Consider the following 15,877-nt stretch of genomic DNA (forward strand, 5'->3'; position numbering starts at 1 on the left):
GAGGTGAAGAACGATGTTGTATCCATCGATCGATGAATTGGTCAAGAAGGTAGACAGCAAATATACGCTCGTCGTCGCGGCTTCCAAGCGCGCGCGCGGCCTTCGCGAAGGCGATCTGTGCGGAATAGGCGCTCCGAAATCGCACAAGCAAGTCGGCGTGGCTCTCGAAGAGATTTACCACGAAGCGATTAAAGTCGAGCATCTGAAATAAGATCGCAAAACGTATAACACCGAAAAGAACAACCCAAGCGGTTGTTTTTTTTCTAGGAAACGAGGGGGAAACGATGACCAAGCCGCTCTCTGGCAAAACGATCATACTAGGCATCTCCGGCGGGATTGCCGCTTATAAAGCGGCGACGCTTTGCAGCCGGTTAGCCGGTCTCGGCGCTTCGGTGCGCGTCATCATGACGGAAGGCGCGACGAAATTCATTACGCCGTTGACGCTGCAGACGATTTCCCGCCATCCGGTCGCGACCGACGTGTTCGACGAGCGAGATGCTTCCATCGTCCAGCATATCGACTGGGCGGATGCGGCTGATCTGGTCGTCGTCGCGCCGGCGACCGCCAACATTCTGTCCAAGATGGCTAACGGACTGGCGGACGATATGCTGAGCACGACGCTGCTCGCGGTTACCGCTCCCGTGCTCGTCGCTCCTGCGATGAACGTGCATATGTGGGAACATCCCGCCGTTATCGATAACGTCAATAAGCTCGCTTCCCGAGGCGTCACTTTCGTCGAGCCGGGAACGGGCCAGCTCGCATGCGGATATGTCGGCAAAGGCCGGTTAGCGGAGCCTGACGAAATCGCGGAAGCCGTCGCGGCGATGCTGGCCGGACCGAAGCCTTTGGCCGGTCGCCGAGTTTTGATTACAGCGGGAGGCACGCTCGAGCGTATCGACCCGGTCAGATATATTACGAACGATTCCTCGGGCAAAATGGGGTTCGCGTTCGCCGAAGCGGCGCGGGATTGGGGTGCGGACGTGACACTCGTGTACGGGAAGACGGACGGAGTTCCCCCGGAGGGGATTCAAGCCGTGCGCGTCGAATCGGCCGAGCAGATGAAAGATGCGGTCATGTCGCGCGCGGCCGAAGCGGACATCGTGATCAAGTCCGCGGCGGTCGCCGACTATCGTCCGCTTCATCAGGAAGAGCATAAGATGAAGAAGAAATCGGATACGTTGACGCTTGAGCTCGTTCGCAACCCGGACATCCTGCAGACGATCGGCGAATGGCGCGAGAAGCAGGCCGGCAAGCGCGTTCCCGTCGTCATCGGCTTCGCGGCGGAGACGATGGAGCTCGAGCGCAACGCGCTCGATAAGCTTGCCCGCAAGAAATGCGATTACATCGTGGCCAACAACGTGACGCAAGCAGGCGCAGGCTTCGGAACGGATACGAATATCGTCAGCATTTACGGGACGGGCGGTTTTGCGGAGCATTTGCCGCGAATGCCGAAGAAAGCCGTAGCGCAGCGAGTATTAGAGCTGGCCGCAGCGAAGATCGGAACGGAACGCGCATGACGGTTGCCCGAGTGATCGTAGACGTGCCGAGCCGGGACACGGATCGCACGTTCGACTATTCGATCCCGCCGCAGTTGGCCGGATGGGTCGAAGTCGGCAGCCGCGTGGCCGTGCCTTTCGGAGGGCGCGCCTTGCAAGGCATCGTGACGGGATTGGCGGACGATGCCGAAGTCGAGGCGACGAAGCTGAAGCCGATCGCGGAATTGATGGACGCGGTGCCTCCTTTGTCGGCGGAGCTGGTGCTGCTTGGCGAATGGATCAGCCGGCGGTGGCTATGCCCGCTGACGGTGGCGCTGCAGGCGATGCTTCCCGCGGCGCTCAAGGGAAAGGCGGAAAAATATGTGTATCCGGCTGCCGGAGCGGAGTGGAGCGACGAGGAAGCCTTCTTCGCCGGAGGCCTCGTGCAGGCGTTGCAGCGCGGAGAGCCGAGGAAGCTGGTCGCGCTGCTGCAGCAATACCCGGAGCATGGCGACTTGCTGCGGTTATGGCTCAAGCAAGGCAGGTTGGAGGAGAGGCAGCGGGTAGAAAACCGGCTGTCAGTGAAGACGGTGCAGACGGTGTTCGCGCCTTCGGCCGAGGCGTTGCGGCAAGCGTTGGCCGAGCTGCCCGCGCGCGCGCGCAAGCAGCACGAGGTGCTCGCCTACTTGCGCGAGCACCCGGAACCGATCGCGGTAGAGAGGCTGGCCGAAGCGCTCGGCACGACATCCACGACGATTCGCGCGTTGTACGAACGCGGTTCGATCGAGATTCGGGCGGTAACCGAGGATCGCGATCCTTACGCGAACCGGCATTTTCCGGCGTCGGCTCCGATGACGTTGACGCCCGCGCAAGCGGAAGCGATCGCGCCGATTCTGGCCGCATTGGACAGCCGCGAGCATTCGTCCTTCTTATTGCATGGCGTGACGGGGAGCGGCAAGACGGAGCTGTATTTGCAATCGATCGATCGTTGCTTGCAGAGCGGACGGGAAGCGATCGTCCTCGTGCCGGAAATTTCGCTAACGCCCCAGATGGTGGAGCGGTTCAAGAGCCGGTTCGGCGCCAAGGTCGCCGTCCTGCATAGTCGGCTTTCGAACGGCGAGCGGTACGACGAATGGCGCAAAATCCGCGAAGGCCGCGCGCAGGTGGCGGTCGGCGCCCGTTCCGCGATATTCGCGCCGTTCGAGCGGCTCGGTTTGATCGTCATCGACGAAGAACACGAAACTTCCTATAAGCAAGAAGAAAGTCCGAAATACCACGCCCGCGACGTCGCGATCGAACGCGCCAGGCAGCATGGCGCCGCCGTCGTGCTCGGCTCGGCGACGCCGTCGCTCGAGACGTACGCCGCCGCAAAACGAGGTGATGGCGGAATGGGGTACATTCCGCTGCCGCAGCGAGTGGCGGATCGGCCGCTGCCCGGCGTTCGCATCGTCGATATGCGCGAAGAGCTGAAGCTCGGCAATCGCGCGATGTTCAGCCGGGCGCTGCACGAGGCGATCACGGAGCGGCTCGCGAAAGGCGAGCAGATGGTGCTGCTCCTGAATCGCCGCGGCTACGCGACGTTCGTCATGTGCCGTTCCTGCGGATATACGGCGCTATGCCCGCATTGCGAAATCGCGCTGACGTATCATCGCGGCGCGCAGAACATGCGCTGCCATTACTGCGGCTACGCGGAAGCCGAGCCGAAGACTTGCCCGAGCTGTCAAAGCCCTCACATCCGCTATTTCGGGACCGGGACGCAGAAGGTCGAAGAGTCGTTAGCCGAAACTTTTCCCGGGATCAGGGTCATTCGGATGGACGTCGATACGACGACGGAGAAGGGTTCTCACGAAAGATGGTTGACGGAATTCAGGGAACGCCGCGCCGACGTGCTGCTCGGCACGCAAATGGTCGCCAAAGGGCTTGATTTTCCTTATGTCACGCTGGTTGGCGTGCTCGCGGCCGACGCCGCGCTGCGGTTGCCCGACTTCCGCGCTTCCGAGCGGACGTTCCAGCTGCTGACGCAGGTGGCGGGGCGAGCCGGACGGCACGAGCTGCCGGGCGAAGTGATCATCCAGACGTACGATCCGGAGCATCCGTCGATTACTTCGGTGCAAGGCCATCATTACGAGGGCTTCGTCAGGCAGGAGCTGAAGCTTCGCCATGTGTTCGGCTATCCGCCTTACGGCAGACTGATCGGCGTAACGTTCTCGCATGAATCCGTGCCGATGCTGCTGTCGGTAGGGCAAAGATTCGCGACGCGCCTTAAGGAACACGCCGCGGCCGAACGAGTCGGAACGGACTTCTCGGACGGCACGCGTGACGTTCTCGAGGTGCTGGGACCGGTCGCATCGCCGATCGCGCGCCTCAAGGATCGCTACCGTTTTCAATGTATGGTAAAATATCGGGGAGAAGTCGATGCGAGCCGGCTCGCGGCTCAAGCTCTTCGCGAGCTGGACGACGCCGTGAAGAAGAACGGCTTGCAAGTCAGCGTCGACGTAGACCCCCAAATGATGCTTTAAACACTAGCCCGTCATTGACGTTGCGAAGAAAAGGAAGGATGCCCGATGTCGATCCGATTTATTGTGAAACACCCTGACGAAGTGCTTCGTGATACCGCTAAGGAAGTGACGAAGTTCAACGCCAACCTGCACAAGTTATTGGACGATATGGCCGACACGATGTACGACGCCGACGGCGTCGGCTTGGCCGCGCCGCAGATCGGCATCTCCAAGCGCGTTATCGTCGTTGAAGTAGGCGATGACAACGGGTTGATCGAGCTGGTGAATCCGGAAATCGTATCGAAGGACGGGGAACAGCTCGGACCTGAAGGCTGCCTGAGCATCCCGGGTCTCCAAGGAGACGTGCGCCGCGCGAACCATATCGTCATCAAAGGCTTCGACCGCGACGGCAAGCCGGTTCAGTACGAGGCCACGGAGTTTCTGTCCCGCGCGTTCCAGCACGAGGTCGACCATTTGAACGGGGTATTGTATATCGATCTCGCGGAGTCGATCTACGAGGCGCGCAAGGAAGAAGTGCAAGAGCAGGATGGGGAATAGAATGAGGATCTTATTCATGGGGACTCCGCAATTCGCGGTCCCCTCATTAAATTTGTTGCTTGAGCAAGGCTACGACGTCGCTGCGGTTGTCACGCAGCCCGACCGTCCCGTCGGACGCAAGCGCGAGCTGACGCCGCCGCCGGTGAAAGCATTCGCGCTGGAGCGGGGGCTTACCGTGCTGCAGCCGGAGAAGCTGCGCTCGCCCGAAGGCGTCGCGGCCGTGACCGCCGTCGCGCCGGAACTGATCGTGACGGCGGCGTATGGACAAATATTGCCGAAATCGGTGCTGGACTTGCCGAGGCTGGGATGCTTGAACGTTCACGGATCGTTGCTTCCTCGCTATAGAGGAGGCGCGCCGATTCAACGCTCTATTATCAACGGCGAGACGGTGACCGGCGTGACGCTCATGTATATGGCGGAAGGCCTCGACACCGGCGATATGATCGCAAGCATAGAGGTGCCGATCGCCGACGAAGATACATCCGGCACGATGTTCGATAAGCTAAGCATAGCCGGAGCGCGGTTGCTAGGCGAATGGCTGCCGCGGATCGCTGCGGGCGAGGCTCCGCGCGTACCGCAGCGGCATGAGGATTCGACGTATGCGCCGAATTTGTCGCGCGACGACGAGAGGCTCGATTGGAACGCGACTTCGCGGGAGCTGTTCAACCGTGTGCGCGGCCTGAATCCGATGGCCGGCGGCTTTACGCAGTTGAACGGCGAAGTGTTCAAGGTATGGCGCTGCGAAGTGCCGACGGCGGAAGACGCGGAGGTTAAACCCGCTTGGACCGCCATGCCGCCGGGCTCTATACTGGAGACGAACGCTCGCGGCATTCGCGTGCGCACCGGCGACGGCAGCCTCGTGCTTGCCGAAGTTCAACCTGCCGGCAAAAAGGCGTTGTCCGCGGCCGAATACGCGCGCGGCGCGCGGCTTGCCCCCGGAACGCTGCTCGGGTAATCCACCCGGGCTTTTTTGCGTGTTACGCGGGCATACATAGACCTGGGTTGCGGCCTTAATGCCGTCGATTAATTGCACTGTATACAGTTATTTCTATACTCTGCCACTTCGCAATCAGTCAGATGTACGAAGTGCAGTTCATATGGCGATCGGTGAGGAATTCGGCGGTTTTGGCGATACTGAGATGTATTCCGTGCAGGAATGATTACTGATAAGTACGAATTCGGGTTCTCTATCTGCATTCCATGCAGATAGAGGACCGATGAAGATATGATCCACTGTAGATAAGGATGCGAACGATGAACAATGTTTTTAGAAAAGGCGGCAAGCCGCAAGGCCCGCGCGAAGTGGCGATGCAGGTGCTGCTCAAGGTCGAGCTGAACGAGTCGTTCAGCGGATTGGCGCTAAATCAGGCGTTGAACGACGCGGCTTTGTCCAGACCGGACGCGGGGCTCGCGACCGAACTCGCGTACGGCACGATTCAGCGCCTGAACACGATCGACTATGCGTTAAGCGGACGCGTCAAAGGCTGGCCCAATAAAGTCGAGCCTTGGGTGCGCGCGCTGCTGAGGCTCAGCTATTACCAACTGCGCTGGCTTACGCGCGTACCGGCGCATGCCGCCGTCGCCGAGGCGGTCAACATCGCCAAACGCCGCGGACACGCGGGAATCGCCGGACTCGTTAACGGTGTCTTGCGGGGCATCATACGCGATGGCATAGCCACTCCGCTGCCATCAAACTTATCGCCCGCAGAGCGGATATCGCTGGAGCACAGCCATCCCGAATGGCTCGTTCAGCGGTGGATCGACGCATATGGCGAAAAGACGGCGGAGAAAATTTGCGCGGCGAACAACGAACCGCCACACGCATCGGTCCGGGTTAATCCGCTCAGATCTACCCGAGACGAGCTGCTTGCGGCCATGAATGAATCGGGCCTTGCCGTGCAGCCTTCCCGCTTGTCGGCGCAAGGGATCGTCGCTGAGAAAGCGGGCAATCTCGTGCATACGGATTGGTACAGCAACGGCGGCTTCACGATTCAAGACGAGAGCTCGATGCTGGTCGCCGCGGTAGCGAACCCGCAGCCGGGCATGAAGGTGCTTGATTGCTGCGCCGCGCCCGGCGGCAAATCGACCCATCTGGCCGAACTCCTTCGGAACAAAGGGAAGGTGCTGGCGAACGATGTCCATTTTCACAAAGAAGCGCTCATTCAGCAGCAAGCCGGGCGGCTTGGGCTGACCTGCGTGGAGACGATGGTCTCGGATGCTTTGGAATTGCCGGAACGGCTCCATGAGAGTTCATTCGATGTCGTGCTGCTGGATGCGCCCTGTTCCGGATTCGGCGTCATTCGGCGCAAACCGGAAATCAAATGGAACAAAACGCAGGAAGACGTCGAGAGTCTGGCGGAACTTCAGCGTCGGCTCCTGGACCGCGTGCAATCGCTCGTCAAACCGGGGGGAACGCTCGTGTACAGCACGTGCACGATCGCGCCGGAGGAGAACGAGCGGACGATCGAGCGTTTTCTGAGCGATAACCCGTCGTTCAAGCTGGACGCGAATTGGCCGGAAGAAGTAATAGCCCCCCTTAGAGCAACCGAGAACGTCCCTGAATCTTTCAAAGGCGCCCTGCAGCTGCTCCCTCACATGTTCGGCAGCGACGGCTTCTTCATCGCGAGAATTCGCCGGGCGGAATAACGATAAAGCGCAACGATTTCGCGGAAGGCGCGTCCAATAGACGATACGCGAAGCGGCCCTTCCCCTCGTTCATGTCCACGCGGCAAGGTTTAAGAGGGCAAGACGTTTATGGTAAAATAGATAGAACGGCGGTGACTCCAAATGGACAACGATAATAACAAGCTTTTTATTTACGACTATACGCTGGAGCAAATCCAGGATTGGATCAAAGAACAGGGAGAGCCCGGCTTTCGCGCGGGACAAATATACGACTGGCTGTACGTGAAACGAGTCGTTTCGTTCGAGGAAATGAGCAATTTGCCGAAGCAGCTTCGCGACAAGCTGGAGAACGCCTTCCGGTTCGTGACGATGACGGAGATCGCCAAATTCGAGTCGAAGGACGGAACGGTGAAGTTCCTCTTCGAGCTGTACGATAAGCATGCGATCGAGACGGTCATCATGCGCCATAATTACGGCAACAGCGTCTGCGTGACGACGCAGGTCGGCTGCCGCATCGGCTGTACGTTCTGCGCGTCCACTTTGGGCGGGCTGAAGCGCAGCTTGACGGCCGGCGAGATTATCGCCCAAGTCGTGCAGGCGCAGCGGATGCTCGATCCGATCAATGAACGGGTGTCTAGCATCGTGATCATGGGGATCGGCGAGCCTTTCGAGAACTACGACGCGACGATGCAATTTCTGCGCACGATGATTCATCCGAAAGGACTGAACATCGGGGCGAGACATATTACGGTGTCGACGAGCGGCATCGTGCCGAGCATGTTGAAATTCGCGGACGAGAACACGCAGATCAACTTGGCCATATCGATTCACGCGCCTAACGACGCGCTGCGTTCGAAGCTGATGCCGGTGAACCGCAGATTCCCGTTCGTCGACGTGATGAACGCTTGCAAATATTATATCGAGAAGACGGGCCGCAGGATTACGTTCGAATACGCGCTCATCGGCGGGGTCAACGACAGGCCCGAGCATGCCGAAGAGCTGGCTGACGTCTTGCAAGGAATGCTCTGTCACGTGAATCTCATCCCGGTCAACTACGTGCCGGAGCGGAATTACGTGAGAACGCCTCGCGACGATATTTTCGAATTCCAGCGCATTCTCCAGAAGAAGAACGTGAACGTTACGATCCGGAGAGAACAGGGACATGACATAGCGGCCGCGTGCGGACAGCTGCGCGCGCAGCATATGGAGAAGACGACGGGGTGATCGATTTGAAGACGGCTTTACGGAGTCATGTGGGTAAAGTGCGGCAGGTGAACGAGGATCAGGCTTGGAGCGGTGCGCTGGAAGACGGGGTGACGATCGCGATCGTCGCCGACGGCATGGGCGGCCATCGCGCGGGAGACGTGGCGAGCGGGTTGGCGGTAGACAGCATCGTCGCGTCTATCCAGGGTTGGAAACAGGATGAGGTCGATGCGGACAAGTCCGAACTCGTGCGCGGGTGGATCCGCAAGGCGAACGAAGTCGTGTTCGAGACGGCGTCGCTCAACGAACAATACCACAACATGGGCACGACGGTCGTCCTCGCCATCATCGAAGGCGACAGCGGTTGGATCGGGCATATCGGCGATAGCCGGGCATACCGGTACCGCGAGGGTGAGCTGTCGCAATTGACGGAAGACCATACGCTCGTGAACGAGCTTACGAAGTCCGGCCAGTTGAGTCCCGAGGAAGCGGCCATTCATCCTCGTCGCAACGTATTGACGCGCGCCCTCGGGACGGATCGCGACGTCGAAGTGGACGTACGGTCGTTCGATTGGCGGCCCGGAGACCGGCTGCTCCTATGCAGCGACGGATTAAGCGGTCTCGTCGAACCATCTCTGCTGCTTCAAGCAATGGGGGTTCATGCCGCAGACCTCGACGAGCAGGCCGATAGATTGATAGATTTGGCGCTCGACGCGGGCGGCGACGATAACGTTACGGTCGTCTTGGTTGCGGATGACGCCGCGGCGGACACCACTGGAGGGGTGACGGCATGATCGGACATACGCTGAGCGGACGTTACGAACTGCTGGCACGCGTCGGCGGCGGCGGAATGGCGCTCGTCTATAAAGCCAGGGACTTATTGTTGAACCGATTCGTCGCGGTTAAAGTGCTTCGTCACCAATTCACCCACGACGACGAGTTCGTCAAGCGGTTCCGCCGGGAAGCGCAGGCGGCAGCGTCTCTATCTCATCCGAACATCGTCAGCATCTATGATGTCGGGCAAGTCGAAGACACTTACTATATCGTCATGGAGTATATCGACGGCGCCAATCTGAACGAAATCATTCGCGATCGTGCCCCGCTGCAACCGGACGAAGCGGTTAGAGTCGCATCGCAAATTTGCGACGCGCTCGAGCACGCCCATCATAATCAAATCATTCATCGCGATATTAAGCCTCACAACATACTGATCGGGAACAACGGACGCGTCAAAGTGACGGACTTCGGCATCGCTCGCGCGGTTACGTCTTCGACGATAACCCAGACGGGCTCCGTCGTCGGATCCGTGCATTACTTCTCGCCCGAGCACGCCAAAGGCGTGGCGACGGGAGAAAAGTCGGACATTTATTCCCTCGGAATCGTCCTGTATCAAATGCTGACCGGGAGATTGCCTTTCCTGGGGGAAAGCCCGATCAGCGTCGCGCTTAAGCATTTGCAGGAGCCGTTCGAGGCCCCCCGCAGCGTGAATCCGTACATCCCGCAAAGCGTGGAGAACATTATTGTGAAGGCGATGCGCAAAAATCCGCTCGAGCGCTACCAGTCGGCGACGGAGATGCTAAGAGATCTCGAGACGTGCTTGCAGCCGACCCGAATGAACGAGCCGGCGGCCCGGTTCTTGAGCGACGAGGACGAAGAATCGGAGAAGACGAGAGTCATTCCCGCGATTCGTCCGGATATGCGTCAGACGCTCGAAGTTCCCGTACAAGCGGCCGCGACGGCCGGAGATACCGACGTTCGCTGGAATTCGGAAGGGTTAACGGAGCGCAAGCGGTCATGGGTATTGCCTACGGTGCTCGGCGTGCTCGCCGCCGTGCTGATCGCCGTGCTCATATGGGCGATCAACGCGCTTGGAGATATCGTGAAATCCCCGGACGTCAAAGTGCCCGAAGTCGTCAACCGTTCGGAACAAGAAGCTCGCGATATGCTCGAGGAAGCCGGCTTGATCGTCGACTCGGTCGTGCTTGAGGAACCGAGCAAGGAGATTCCCGAGGGATTCGTCACGAAGCAAACGAAGCAAGGCGCTACGGTAGCTAAGGGCGCCATCATCCAACTGACGATAAGCACAGGCGAAGATTTGCCGACAATGCCGGATTTCACGGGCAAGAAGTTCGAAGAGGCCAAGCAATCGCTGATCGACATGGGCGTCGACGCGGATAATGTTCTGCCTTCGGAGATTTTCGACGAGAGCGAGCCGGGAACGGTGATCCGCTCCAATCCGAAGCCCGATCAAGAGTTCGAGCCGTCCGAGACGACCGTCACGCTTACGGTCAGCAAAGGGCGGGAAGCGTTCGAGATGCCGATTCTGATCGATCTGTCGGAAAGCGAAGCGAAGGCGACGATCGAGAAGTACAACCTGAAGCTGCCGGAAGATAAAATTACGAGAACGCCAAGCTACACGCCTAAAGGCAAAGTGTTCAAGCAGTTCCCGGCCGAGACGAACGAGAAAGTGACAGAAGGCACGGAAATCTCGATCTGGATCAGCACAGGCTATCCGGAGGACGCGAAAGAAGAACCGCTCAACGTGATCGTGTATCCGGCGGAGGACGGCAAGGAGAGCACGATTTCGATCAAATACTCCGACGCGAGAGGAGATAACCTCGAGCTTCCGGCAACCAAAATCTCGCGAATGACGCAAATCCCGGTTACGCTGGTGCTTGCCCCGGGCAAAGACGGTCACATCATGATTTATCGAGACGGTCAGTTCCTGCAAGAGCAATGGTTCCCTTACGCGGACATCCCGACAGGCGGCACGACGGTGAATACGGAATCGGAGCAACCGGATTCGAACGAGCCGGAGAATGAACCGGCGGCCGACGAGGACGCGGATGCTGCCGCAGGCGGGCAACTGGAGAACGCGCAATGAGAACGAATGGCGTAAAGCAAGGCGAAGGAGCCGTATACGAATGCCCGAAGGTTTAATTACGAAAGCGCTCAGCGGATATTATTACGTGCAGGACGGCGAACGGCTTGTGCAATGCCGGGCGCGCGGGATATTCAAGAAGAGAGGCGAATCGCCGCTCGTCGGCGATCGCGTGGAATACAGCCTAACGGATAACGGAGAAGGCACCGTCGACCGGATCGGGCCGAGACATTCCGAGCTTGTTCGTCCGCCGATCGCGAACGCCGATCTGGCAGTGCTCGTCTTCTCCGTCATCCGGCCCGAGCTCAGCTTGGCCTTGCTCGATAAGTTTCTTGTTCACGTCGAGCATGCCCGGATGGATGCGCTGATCGTCCTGTCGAAGATGGACAGGATCCCCGAGGACGAGGAAGGCGATCGAATCCGCGCAGACGTCGAAGTTGCCCGCGGCTTATATGCCTCTCTTGGCTATAAAGTGCTCATCACGAGCGCCCACAAGGGGGACGGAGTCGACGAGCTGCGGGGCGCCCTGGCCGGCCATATCAACGTATTCGCCGGACAGTCCGGCGTAGGCAAGTCGTCGCTGCTCAACGCGCTCGTTCCCGGACTTACGCTCGAGACGAACGAAATCAGCGACAAGCTCGGCCGCGGGAAGCATACGACGAGACACGTCGAGCTCGTCGCTCTGCCTAGCGGCGGGTATTTGGCGGACACGCCCGGCTTTAGCCAATTGGATTTCGCCGAGCTCGGCATCGATCAGATCGGCGATTGCTTCCGCGAATTCAAGGAGCTGTCGTCCGGCTGCAAGTTTCGAGGCTGCACGCACATCCACGAGCCGTCCTGCGCCGTGCTCGAGGCGAAGGAACAGGGGAAAATCGCGGATAGCCGATACCAGAATTACTTAAGCTTCATGAAGGAATGGAAAGAGAAAAGACGGAGGTACTAACATGACGATTATCGCCCCATCGATCCTGGCTTCGGATTTCGCGAGGCTCGGAGAGGAATTGCGCTCGATCGACGAGGCGGGAGCGGATTGGGTGCACATCGATATTATGGACAACCACTTCGTGCCGAATTTGACGTTCGGGCCCCCGATCGTGTCGATGATTCGCCCGACCACGAAGCTGCTCTTCGACGTGCATCTGATGGTCGAACGTCCGGAGACGCTGTTCCCGGCGCTGAAAGCGGCCGGCGCAGACCGCGTCACCGTTCATCCGGAAGCGTGCGTTCACCTGGACCGCACGCTTACGCAGATCGGAGAGTTGGGCATGAAGGCGGGCGTCGCGCTGAACCCGCACACGCCGTTATCCGTGCTGGAATACGTCCTCGACAAGATCGATCTCGTACTGATCATGACGATTAACCCCGGTTTCGGCGGCCAGGCGTTCATGCCTTCGATGCTGCCTAAGCTGCGTCAGCTTCGCGAGATGCTGGCAAGGCACGGGAGAAGCGACGTCTACGTCCAGGTGGACGGAGGCATCAACCTCGAGACGGCGGCGCTCGTGAAGGAAGCCGGAGCGAATTCGCTCGTCGCGGGCACTTATATATTCGGTCATCCGAACCGTAAAGAAGCGATTCTTTCTCTCCGCTAGGCTAGTCGCTCCGCGTTTGTCTGGAATAGGACAAAACGCTGTCCGCATAGATTGAACCAATAGCAGCGTCGGAACGAAGGACGCCGGTAAGGGTTCAGCCTGCGGAGGAGGGATGGGACGATGAAATTTTACACCATCAAGCTGCCGAAATTTCTGGGCGGCTTCGTCAAAGCGATTCTGAACACGTTTCACAAAAGCTGACGAGGCACCGTACGTCCCGCTTATAGCCAAAAACCGTCAGACGAGTCTGGCGGTTTTGTTCGGTTATTCGGCCGATCCGACTTCCATATAAAACGAAATACCGCCTTCCGATGGATGGCGGTACTCGTCTATTCGAGGGTAAGCAGCTTACCCATATTCCCTTATACGCGGGTAACAAGTCCGGACTTCAGCGCCTTCGCGCTTACGAATACGCGCTTCGGCTTGCCGTTCACCAGAATGCGCACTTTTTGTACGTTAACGCCGTAAGTACGGCGAGTAGTGTTATTCGCGTGAGACTTGTTGTTGCCGGTACCTGGCTTTTTCCCTGTGATATAACATTTACGAGCCACTAAAATACACCTCCCTGCCACGTCCATACAAATACTTCCCTATAATAGCACAGGGGAAAAGGGCTTGCAATGCTTAAAAGGCTTGGATATCGGCGAATTGTGCGGACATGCTCGATAAAGAGAGAAAACGGCTTCATTCTGCCGTTTTTTTATAGTACAATGAGGTATGGTCCATAATACAGGCATAAAGGAGTGAATTTCCATGCCTATGCAGCTGGCCTCGGAGAATGGAAAAATCGATGTAGCGGATCAAGTCATCGCGGTCATAGCAGGTTCGGCGGCGCTGGATTGTTATGGGCTGGTCGGTATGGCTTCCCGCAAAGGCCTGAAGGACGGAATCGCCGAGCTGCTCGGCCGGGAAAATTTGTCTCGCGGCGTCGAAGTACGCCACGAAGGCGAAGTCGTCCATCTTGATCTTTATGTCATCGTGAGCTACGGAACGAAAATATCCGAAGTCGCGCACAACATCCAGTCCAAAGTGAAATACGTGCTGGAGGAAGTCGTCGGACTCCGAGTCGACTACGTGAACATTAACGTTCAAGGCGTGCGAGTAATGCGTTAGAAGGACCGAGGGCAGCGACGCGTACGTGGCCGCTGTCTTCGATCGATGAGACGGGAAGGGGAATTCTTCATTGAGTAAGCGTTACTTGAACGGATCCGAATGGGCGGCAATGGTGTTCGCGGGCGCCGAGAAGTTGTCCCGCAACGCCGAACGCGTCAACGCCCTGAACGTATTTCCGGTGCCGGACGGCGATACCGGAACGAATATGAATTTAACGATGTCGGCCGGCGTGGCCGAATTAACGAATAAACCTTCCGACGAAGTCGGCAGGGCAGCCGAAGTGCTCTCCAAAGGCCTGCTCATGGGAGCAAGAGGGAACTCCGGCGTTATATTATCCCAGCTGTTCCGCGGGTTCTCCCGCGCGGTCGCAGGCAGTAAGGACCTCAATGTCCCGATGTTCGCGGGCGCCCTGCAACAGGGAGTTGATACCGCTTACAAGGCGGTCGTCAAGCCGGTGGAAGGCACGATTCTGACCGTCGCCAGAGAGGCTGCGCGGCACGGCTTGCTCGCTTCCCGCCGCACGCAGGACATCGTGGAATGGTTGGGAGAGGTACATGCCAAGGCGCTGGAGACGCTGGCTCGCACGCAAGAGATGCTCCCGGTCTTGAAGCAAGTCGGCGTCGTTGACTCCGGCGGACAAGGATTGGTTTACATTTACGAGGGTTTCCTCGATTATTTGCATACGGGCGATTCGGCGACTCCGGCCGTAACTCCCGCCGCTTCGGCAACTCCGACTCCGGCAGCGAAGCCTGCCGTCTCGCCAGTCCCGGCGCACGCTTCGGCGCAGTCGAAGATCGCGACGGAAAGCATCGCTTTCCCGTACGATATGGAATTTTTCATTCATCGGTTACCCGCGTCGACACCGTTCCACGAGCGCGCTTTCCGTCAAACGCTCGAACGCGACGGCGATTCCATTATCCTGATCGAAGACGATAACATCGTGAAGGTACACGTACATTCGCGTCGTCCGGGGGACGTACTGAACGCTGCGCTGACATACGGAGAAATTACCCATATTCACATTCTTAACATGCAGGAACAGCATCGCGATTTGCTTCAGCCTAAAGCCGAGCAGCCGACCGGCATGCCGGCAGTCGCTGCGGGCGCAACCTATGCGGAGGCTGCCAGCGCGGTCGCTGCCGCCCCGGCATTCGATCCGAAAGTCGATTACTCGCTGCCGGGCGTCGTTAACCTGCCGTCCATCGCCGCGTCGCCGGAAACCGAGCCGAACCCGGACGTTCACGAGATGGCCGAATACGGCGTCGTCGTCGTGAGCGTAGGCGAAGGCAACGCGGAGTTGTTCAGAAGCTTAGGGGTGGACATCGTTCTCTCCGGAGGACAGAGCATGAATCCGAGCACGGAAGATTTGCTCGGCGCGATTCAATCGCTGACGGCTCAACATATCTACGTGCTGCCGAACAATCCGAACATTATTATGGCAGCGAAGCAAGCAGCCGAATTGGCGGAAAGACCGGTGACCGTATTGCCGACGCGCACGATCCCGCAAGGCCTCGCGGCGATGCTGGCTTTCCAGGAGAACGACAACGACGCCGCGAATACGGCTCGCATGACGAAAGCGGCGGAACGCGTCGTTACGGGCCAGGTGACGCAAGCGGTCAGAGATACGAACATGGACGGCATCGAGATCAAGGACGGTCATTATATCGGCATCAAGGATAAGACGATCGTCGCTTCGACGCCGTCTCTCGAGGCAACGTGCCGTACCTTGTCGGCCGAGCTGCTCGATACGGACAGCGACATGATCACGGTGTTGACCGGCGAAGGCGCCGATCCGGATACGACAGAGAGGCTGTCCGAATGGCTTGCCCAGCAATATCCGGACGTCGAGGTCGAAGTGCATGAGGGCGGACAGCCGCTGTATCCGTATTTGTTCGCCGTCGAGAAATAAGCATGCGAAATGAATAGGTTGCGCGA

At 58.7% G+C, this 15,877-nt stretch carries 15 protein-coding genes; 14 read left to right on the forward strand and 1 reads right to left on the reverse strand.

The window, feature by feature from the left end; genetic code table 11:
* The first annotated feature begins 13 nt into the window (after positions 1 to 13).
* The 12 genes from rpoZ (at position 14) to spoVM (ending at position 13,030) form a co-directional block, all read left to right on the forward strand.
* Complete coding sequence (gene rpoZ / locus COHPA_RS0100475; RefSeq protein WP_027084222.1) at positions 14 to 211, forward strand: DNA-directed RNA polymerase subunit omega; 198 nt, start codon at positions 14 to 16, stop codon at positions 209 to 211.
* Between the two features lie 73 nt (positions 212 to 284).
* Positions 285 to 1,517, forward strand: a complete 1,233-nt coding sequence (gene coaBC / locus COHPA_RS0100480) for a bifunctional phosphopantothenoylcysteine decarboxylase/phosphopantothenate--cysteine ligase CoaBC (protein WP_027084223.1) — start codon at positions 285 to 287, stop codon at positions 1,515 to 1,517.
* Positions 1,514 to 3,994, forward strand: coding sequence for a primosomal protein N' (gene priA / locus COHPA_RS0100485; RefSeq protein WP_027084224.1), 2,481 nt, complete (start codon positions 1,514 to 1,516; stop codon positions 3,992 to 3,994). The genes coaBC and priA overlap by 4 nt, the downstream gene beginning before the upstream one ends.
* A 45-nt stretch (positions 3,995 to 4,039) precedes the next feature.
* The gene (gene def / locus COHPA_RS0100490; RefSeq protein ID WP_027084225.1) at positions 4,040 to 4,531 is read left to right on the forward strand and encodes a peptide deformylase; all 492 of its coding nucleotides are present in this window, start codon (positions 4,040 to 4,042) and stop codon (positions 4,529 to 4,531) included.
* A 1-nt stretch (position 4,532) separates the two neighbouring features.
* A complete protein-coding gene (fmt, locus tag COHPA_RS0100495) occupies positions 4,533 to 5,486 on the forward strand; it encodes a methionyl-tRNA formyltransferase (RefSeq protein WP_027084226.1) in 954 nt (317 codons plus the stop codon).
* A 299-nt stretch (positions 5,487 to 5,785) separates the two neighbouring features.
* Positions 5,786 to 7,177 (forward strand): 16S rRNA (cytosine(967)-C(5))-methyltransferase RsmB, encoded by a 1,392-nt coding sequence (rsmB, locus tag COHPA_RS0100500; RefSeq protein ID WP_027084227.1) that lies wholly within the window; start codon positions 5,786 to 5,788, stop codon positions 7,175 to 7,177.
* A 141-nt stretch (positions 7,178 to 7,318) separates the two neighbouring features.
* Positions 7,319 to 8,380: a dual-specificity RNA methyltransferase RlmN gene (gene rlmN, locus COHPA_RS0100505; protein ID WP_027084228.1), complete on the forward strand. Its 1,062-nt coding sequence runs from the start codon at positions 7,319 to 7,321 to the stop codon at positions 8,378 to 8,380.
* A 5-nt stretch (positions 8,381 to 8,385) separates the two neighbouring features.
* Complete coding sequence (locus tag COHPA_RS0100510) at positions 8,386 to 9,153, forward strand: Stp1/IreP family PP2C-type Ser/Thr phosphatase (protein ID WP_035119801.1); 768 nt, start codon at positions 8,386 to 8,388, stop codon at positions 9,151 to 9,153.
* Positions 9,150 to 11,243 carry a Stk1 family PASTA domain-containing Ser/Thr kinase gene (pknB, locus tag COHPA_RS0100515; protein WP_027084230.1) on the forward strand — a complete coding sequence of 698 codons (2,094 nt, stop codon included), beginning with the start codon at positions 9,150 to 9,152 and terminating at the stop codon, positions 11,241 to 11,243. Before COHPA_RS0100510 ends, pknB begins: the two co-directional genes overlap by 4 nt.
* A 40-nt stretch (positions 11,244 to 11,283) precedes the next feature.
* Entirely contained in the window at positions 11,284 to 12,183 is a 900-nt protein-coding gene (rsgA, locus tag COHPA_RS0100520) for a ribosome small subunit-dependent GTPase A (RefSeq protein WP_027084231.1), read from the forward strand.
* Between the two features lies 1 nt (position 12,184).
* Positions 12,185 to 12,829, forward strand: a complete 645-nt coding sequence (gene rpe, locus COHPA_RS0100525) for a ribulose-phosphate 3-epimerase (protein WP_027084232.1) — start codon at positions 12,185 to 12,187, stop codon at positions 12,827 to 12,829.
* A 120-nt stretch (positions 12,830 to 12,949) separates the two neighbouring features.
* Positions 12,950 to 13,030, forward strand: coding sequence for a stage V sporulation protein SpoVM (gene spoVM, locus COHPA_RS22770; protein WP_019639080.1), 81 nt, complete (start codon positions 12,950 to 12,952; stop codon positions 13,028 to 13,030).
* Between the two features lie 161 nt (positions 13,031 to 13,191).
* Here spoVM and rpmB read toward each other — a convergent pair whose 3' ends face one another.
* Positions 13,192 to 13,380, reverse strand: coding sequence for a 50S ribosomal protein L28 (gene rpmB, locus COHPA_RS0100535; RefSeq protein ID WP_027084233.1), 189 nt, complete (start codon positions 13,378 to 13,380; stop codon positions 13,192 to 13,194).
* 202 nt (positions 13,381 to 13,582) lie between these two features.
* Here rpmB and COHPA_RS0100540 point away from each other — a divergent pair, with 202 nt between their 5' ends.
* The gene (locus COHPA_RS0100540; protein WP_027084234.1) at positions 13,583 to 13,942 is read left to right on the forward strand and encodes an Asp23/Gls24 family envelope stress response protein; all 360 of its coding nucleotides are present in this window, start codon (positions 13,583 to 13,585) and stop codon (positions 13,940 to 13,942) included.
* A 70-nt stretch (positions 13,943 to 14,012) separates the two neighbouring features.
* Positions 14,013 to 15,851, forward strand: coding sequence for a DAK2 domain-containing protein (locus tag COHPA_RS0100545; RefSeq protein ID WP_027084235.1), 1,839 nt, complete (start codon positions 14,013 to 14,015; stop codon positions 15,849 to 15,851).
* Positions 15,852 to 15,877: the final 26 nt, after the last annotated feature.

This window comes from Cohnella panacarvi Gsoil 349, assembly GCF_000515335.1.
Lineage (GTDB): Bacteria > Bacillota > Bacilli > Paenibacillales > Paenibacillaceae > Cohnella > Cohnella panacarvi.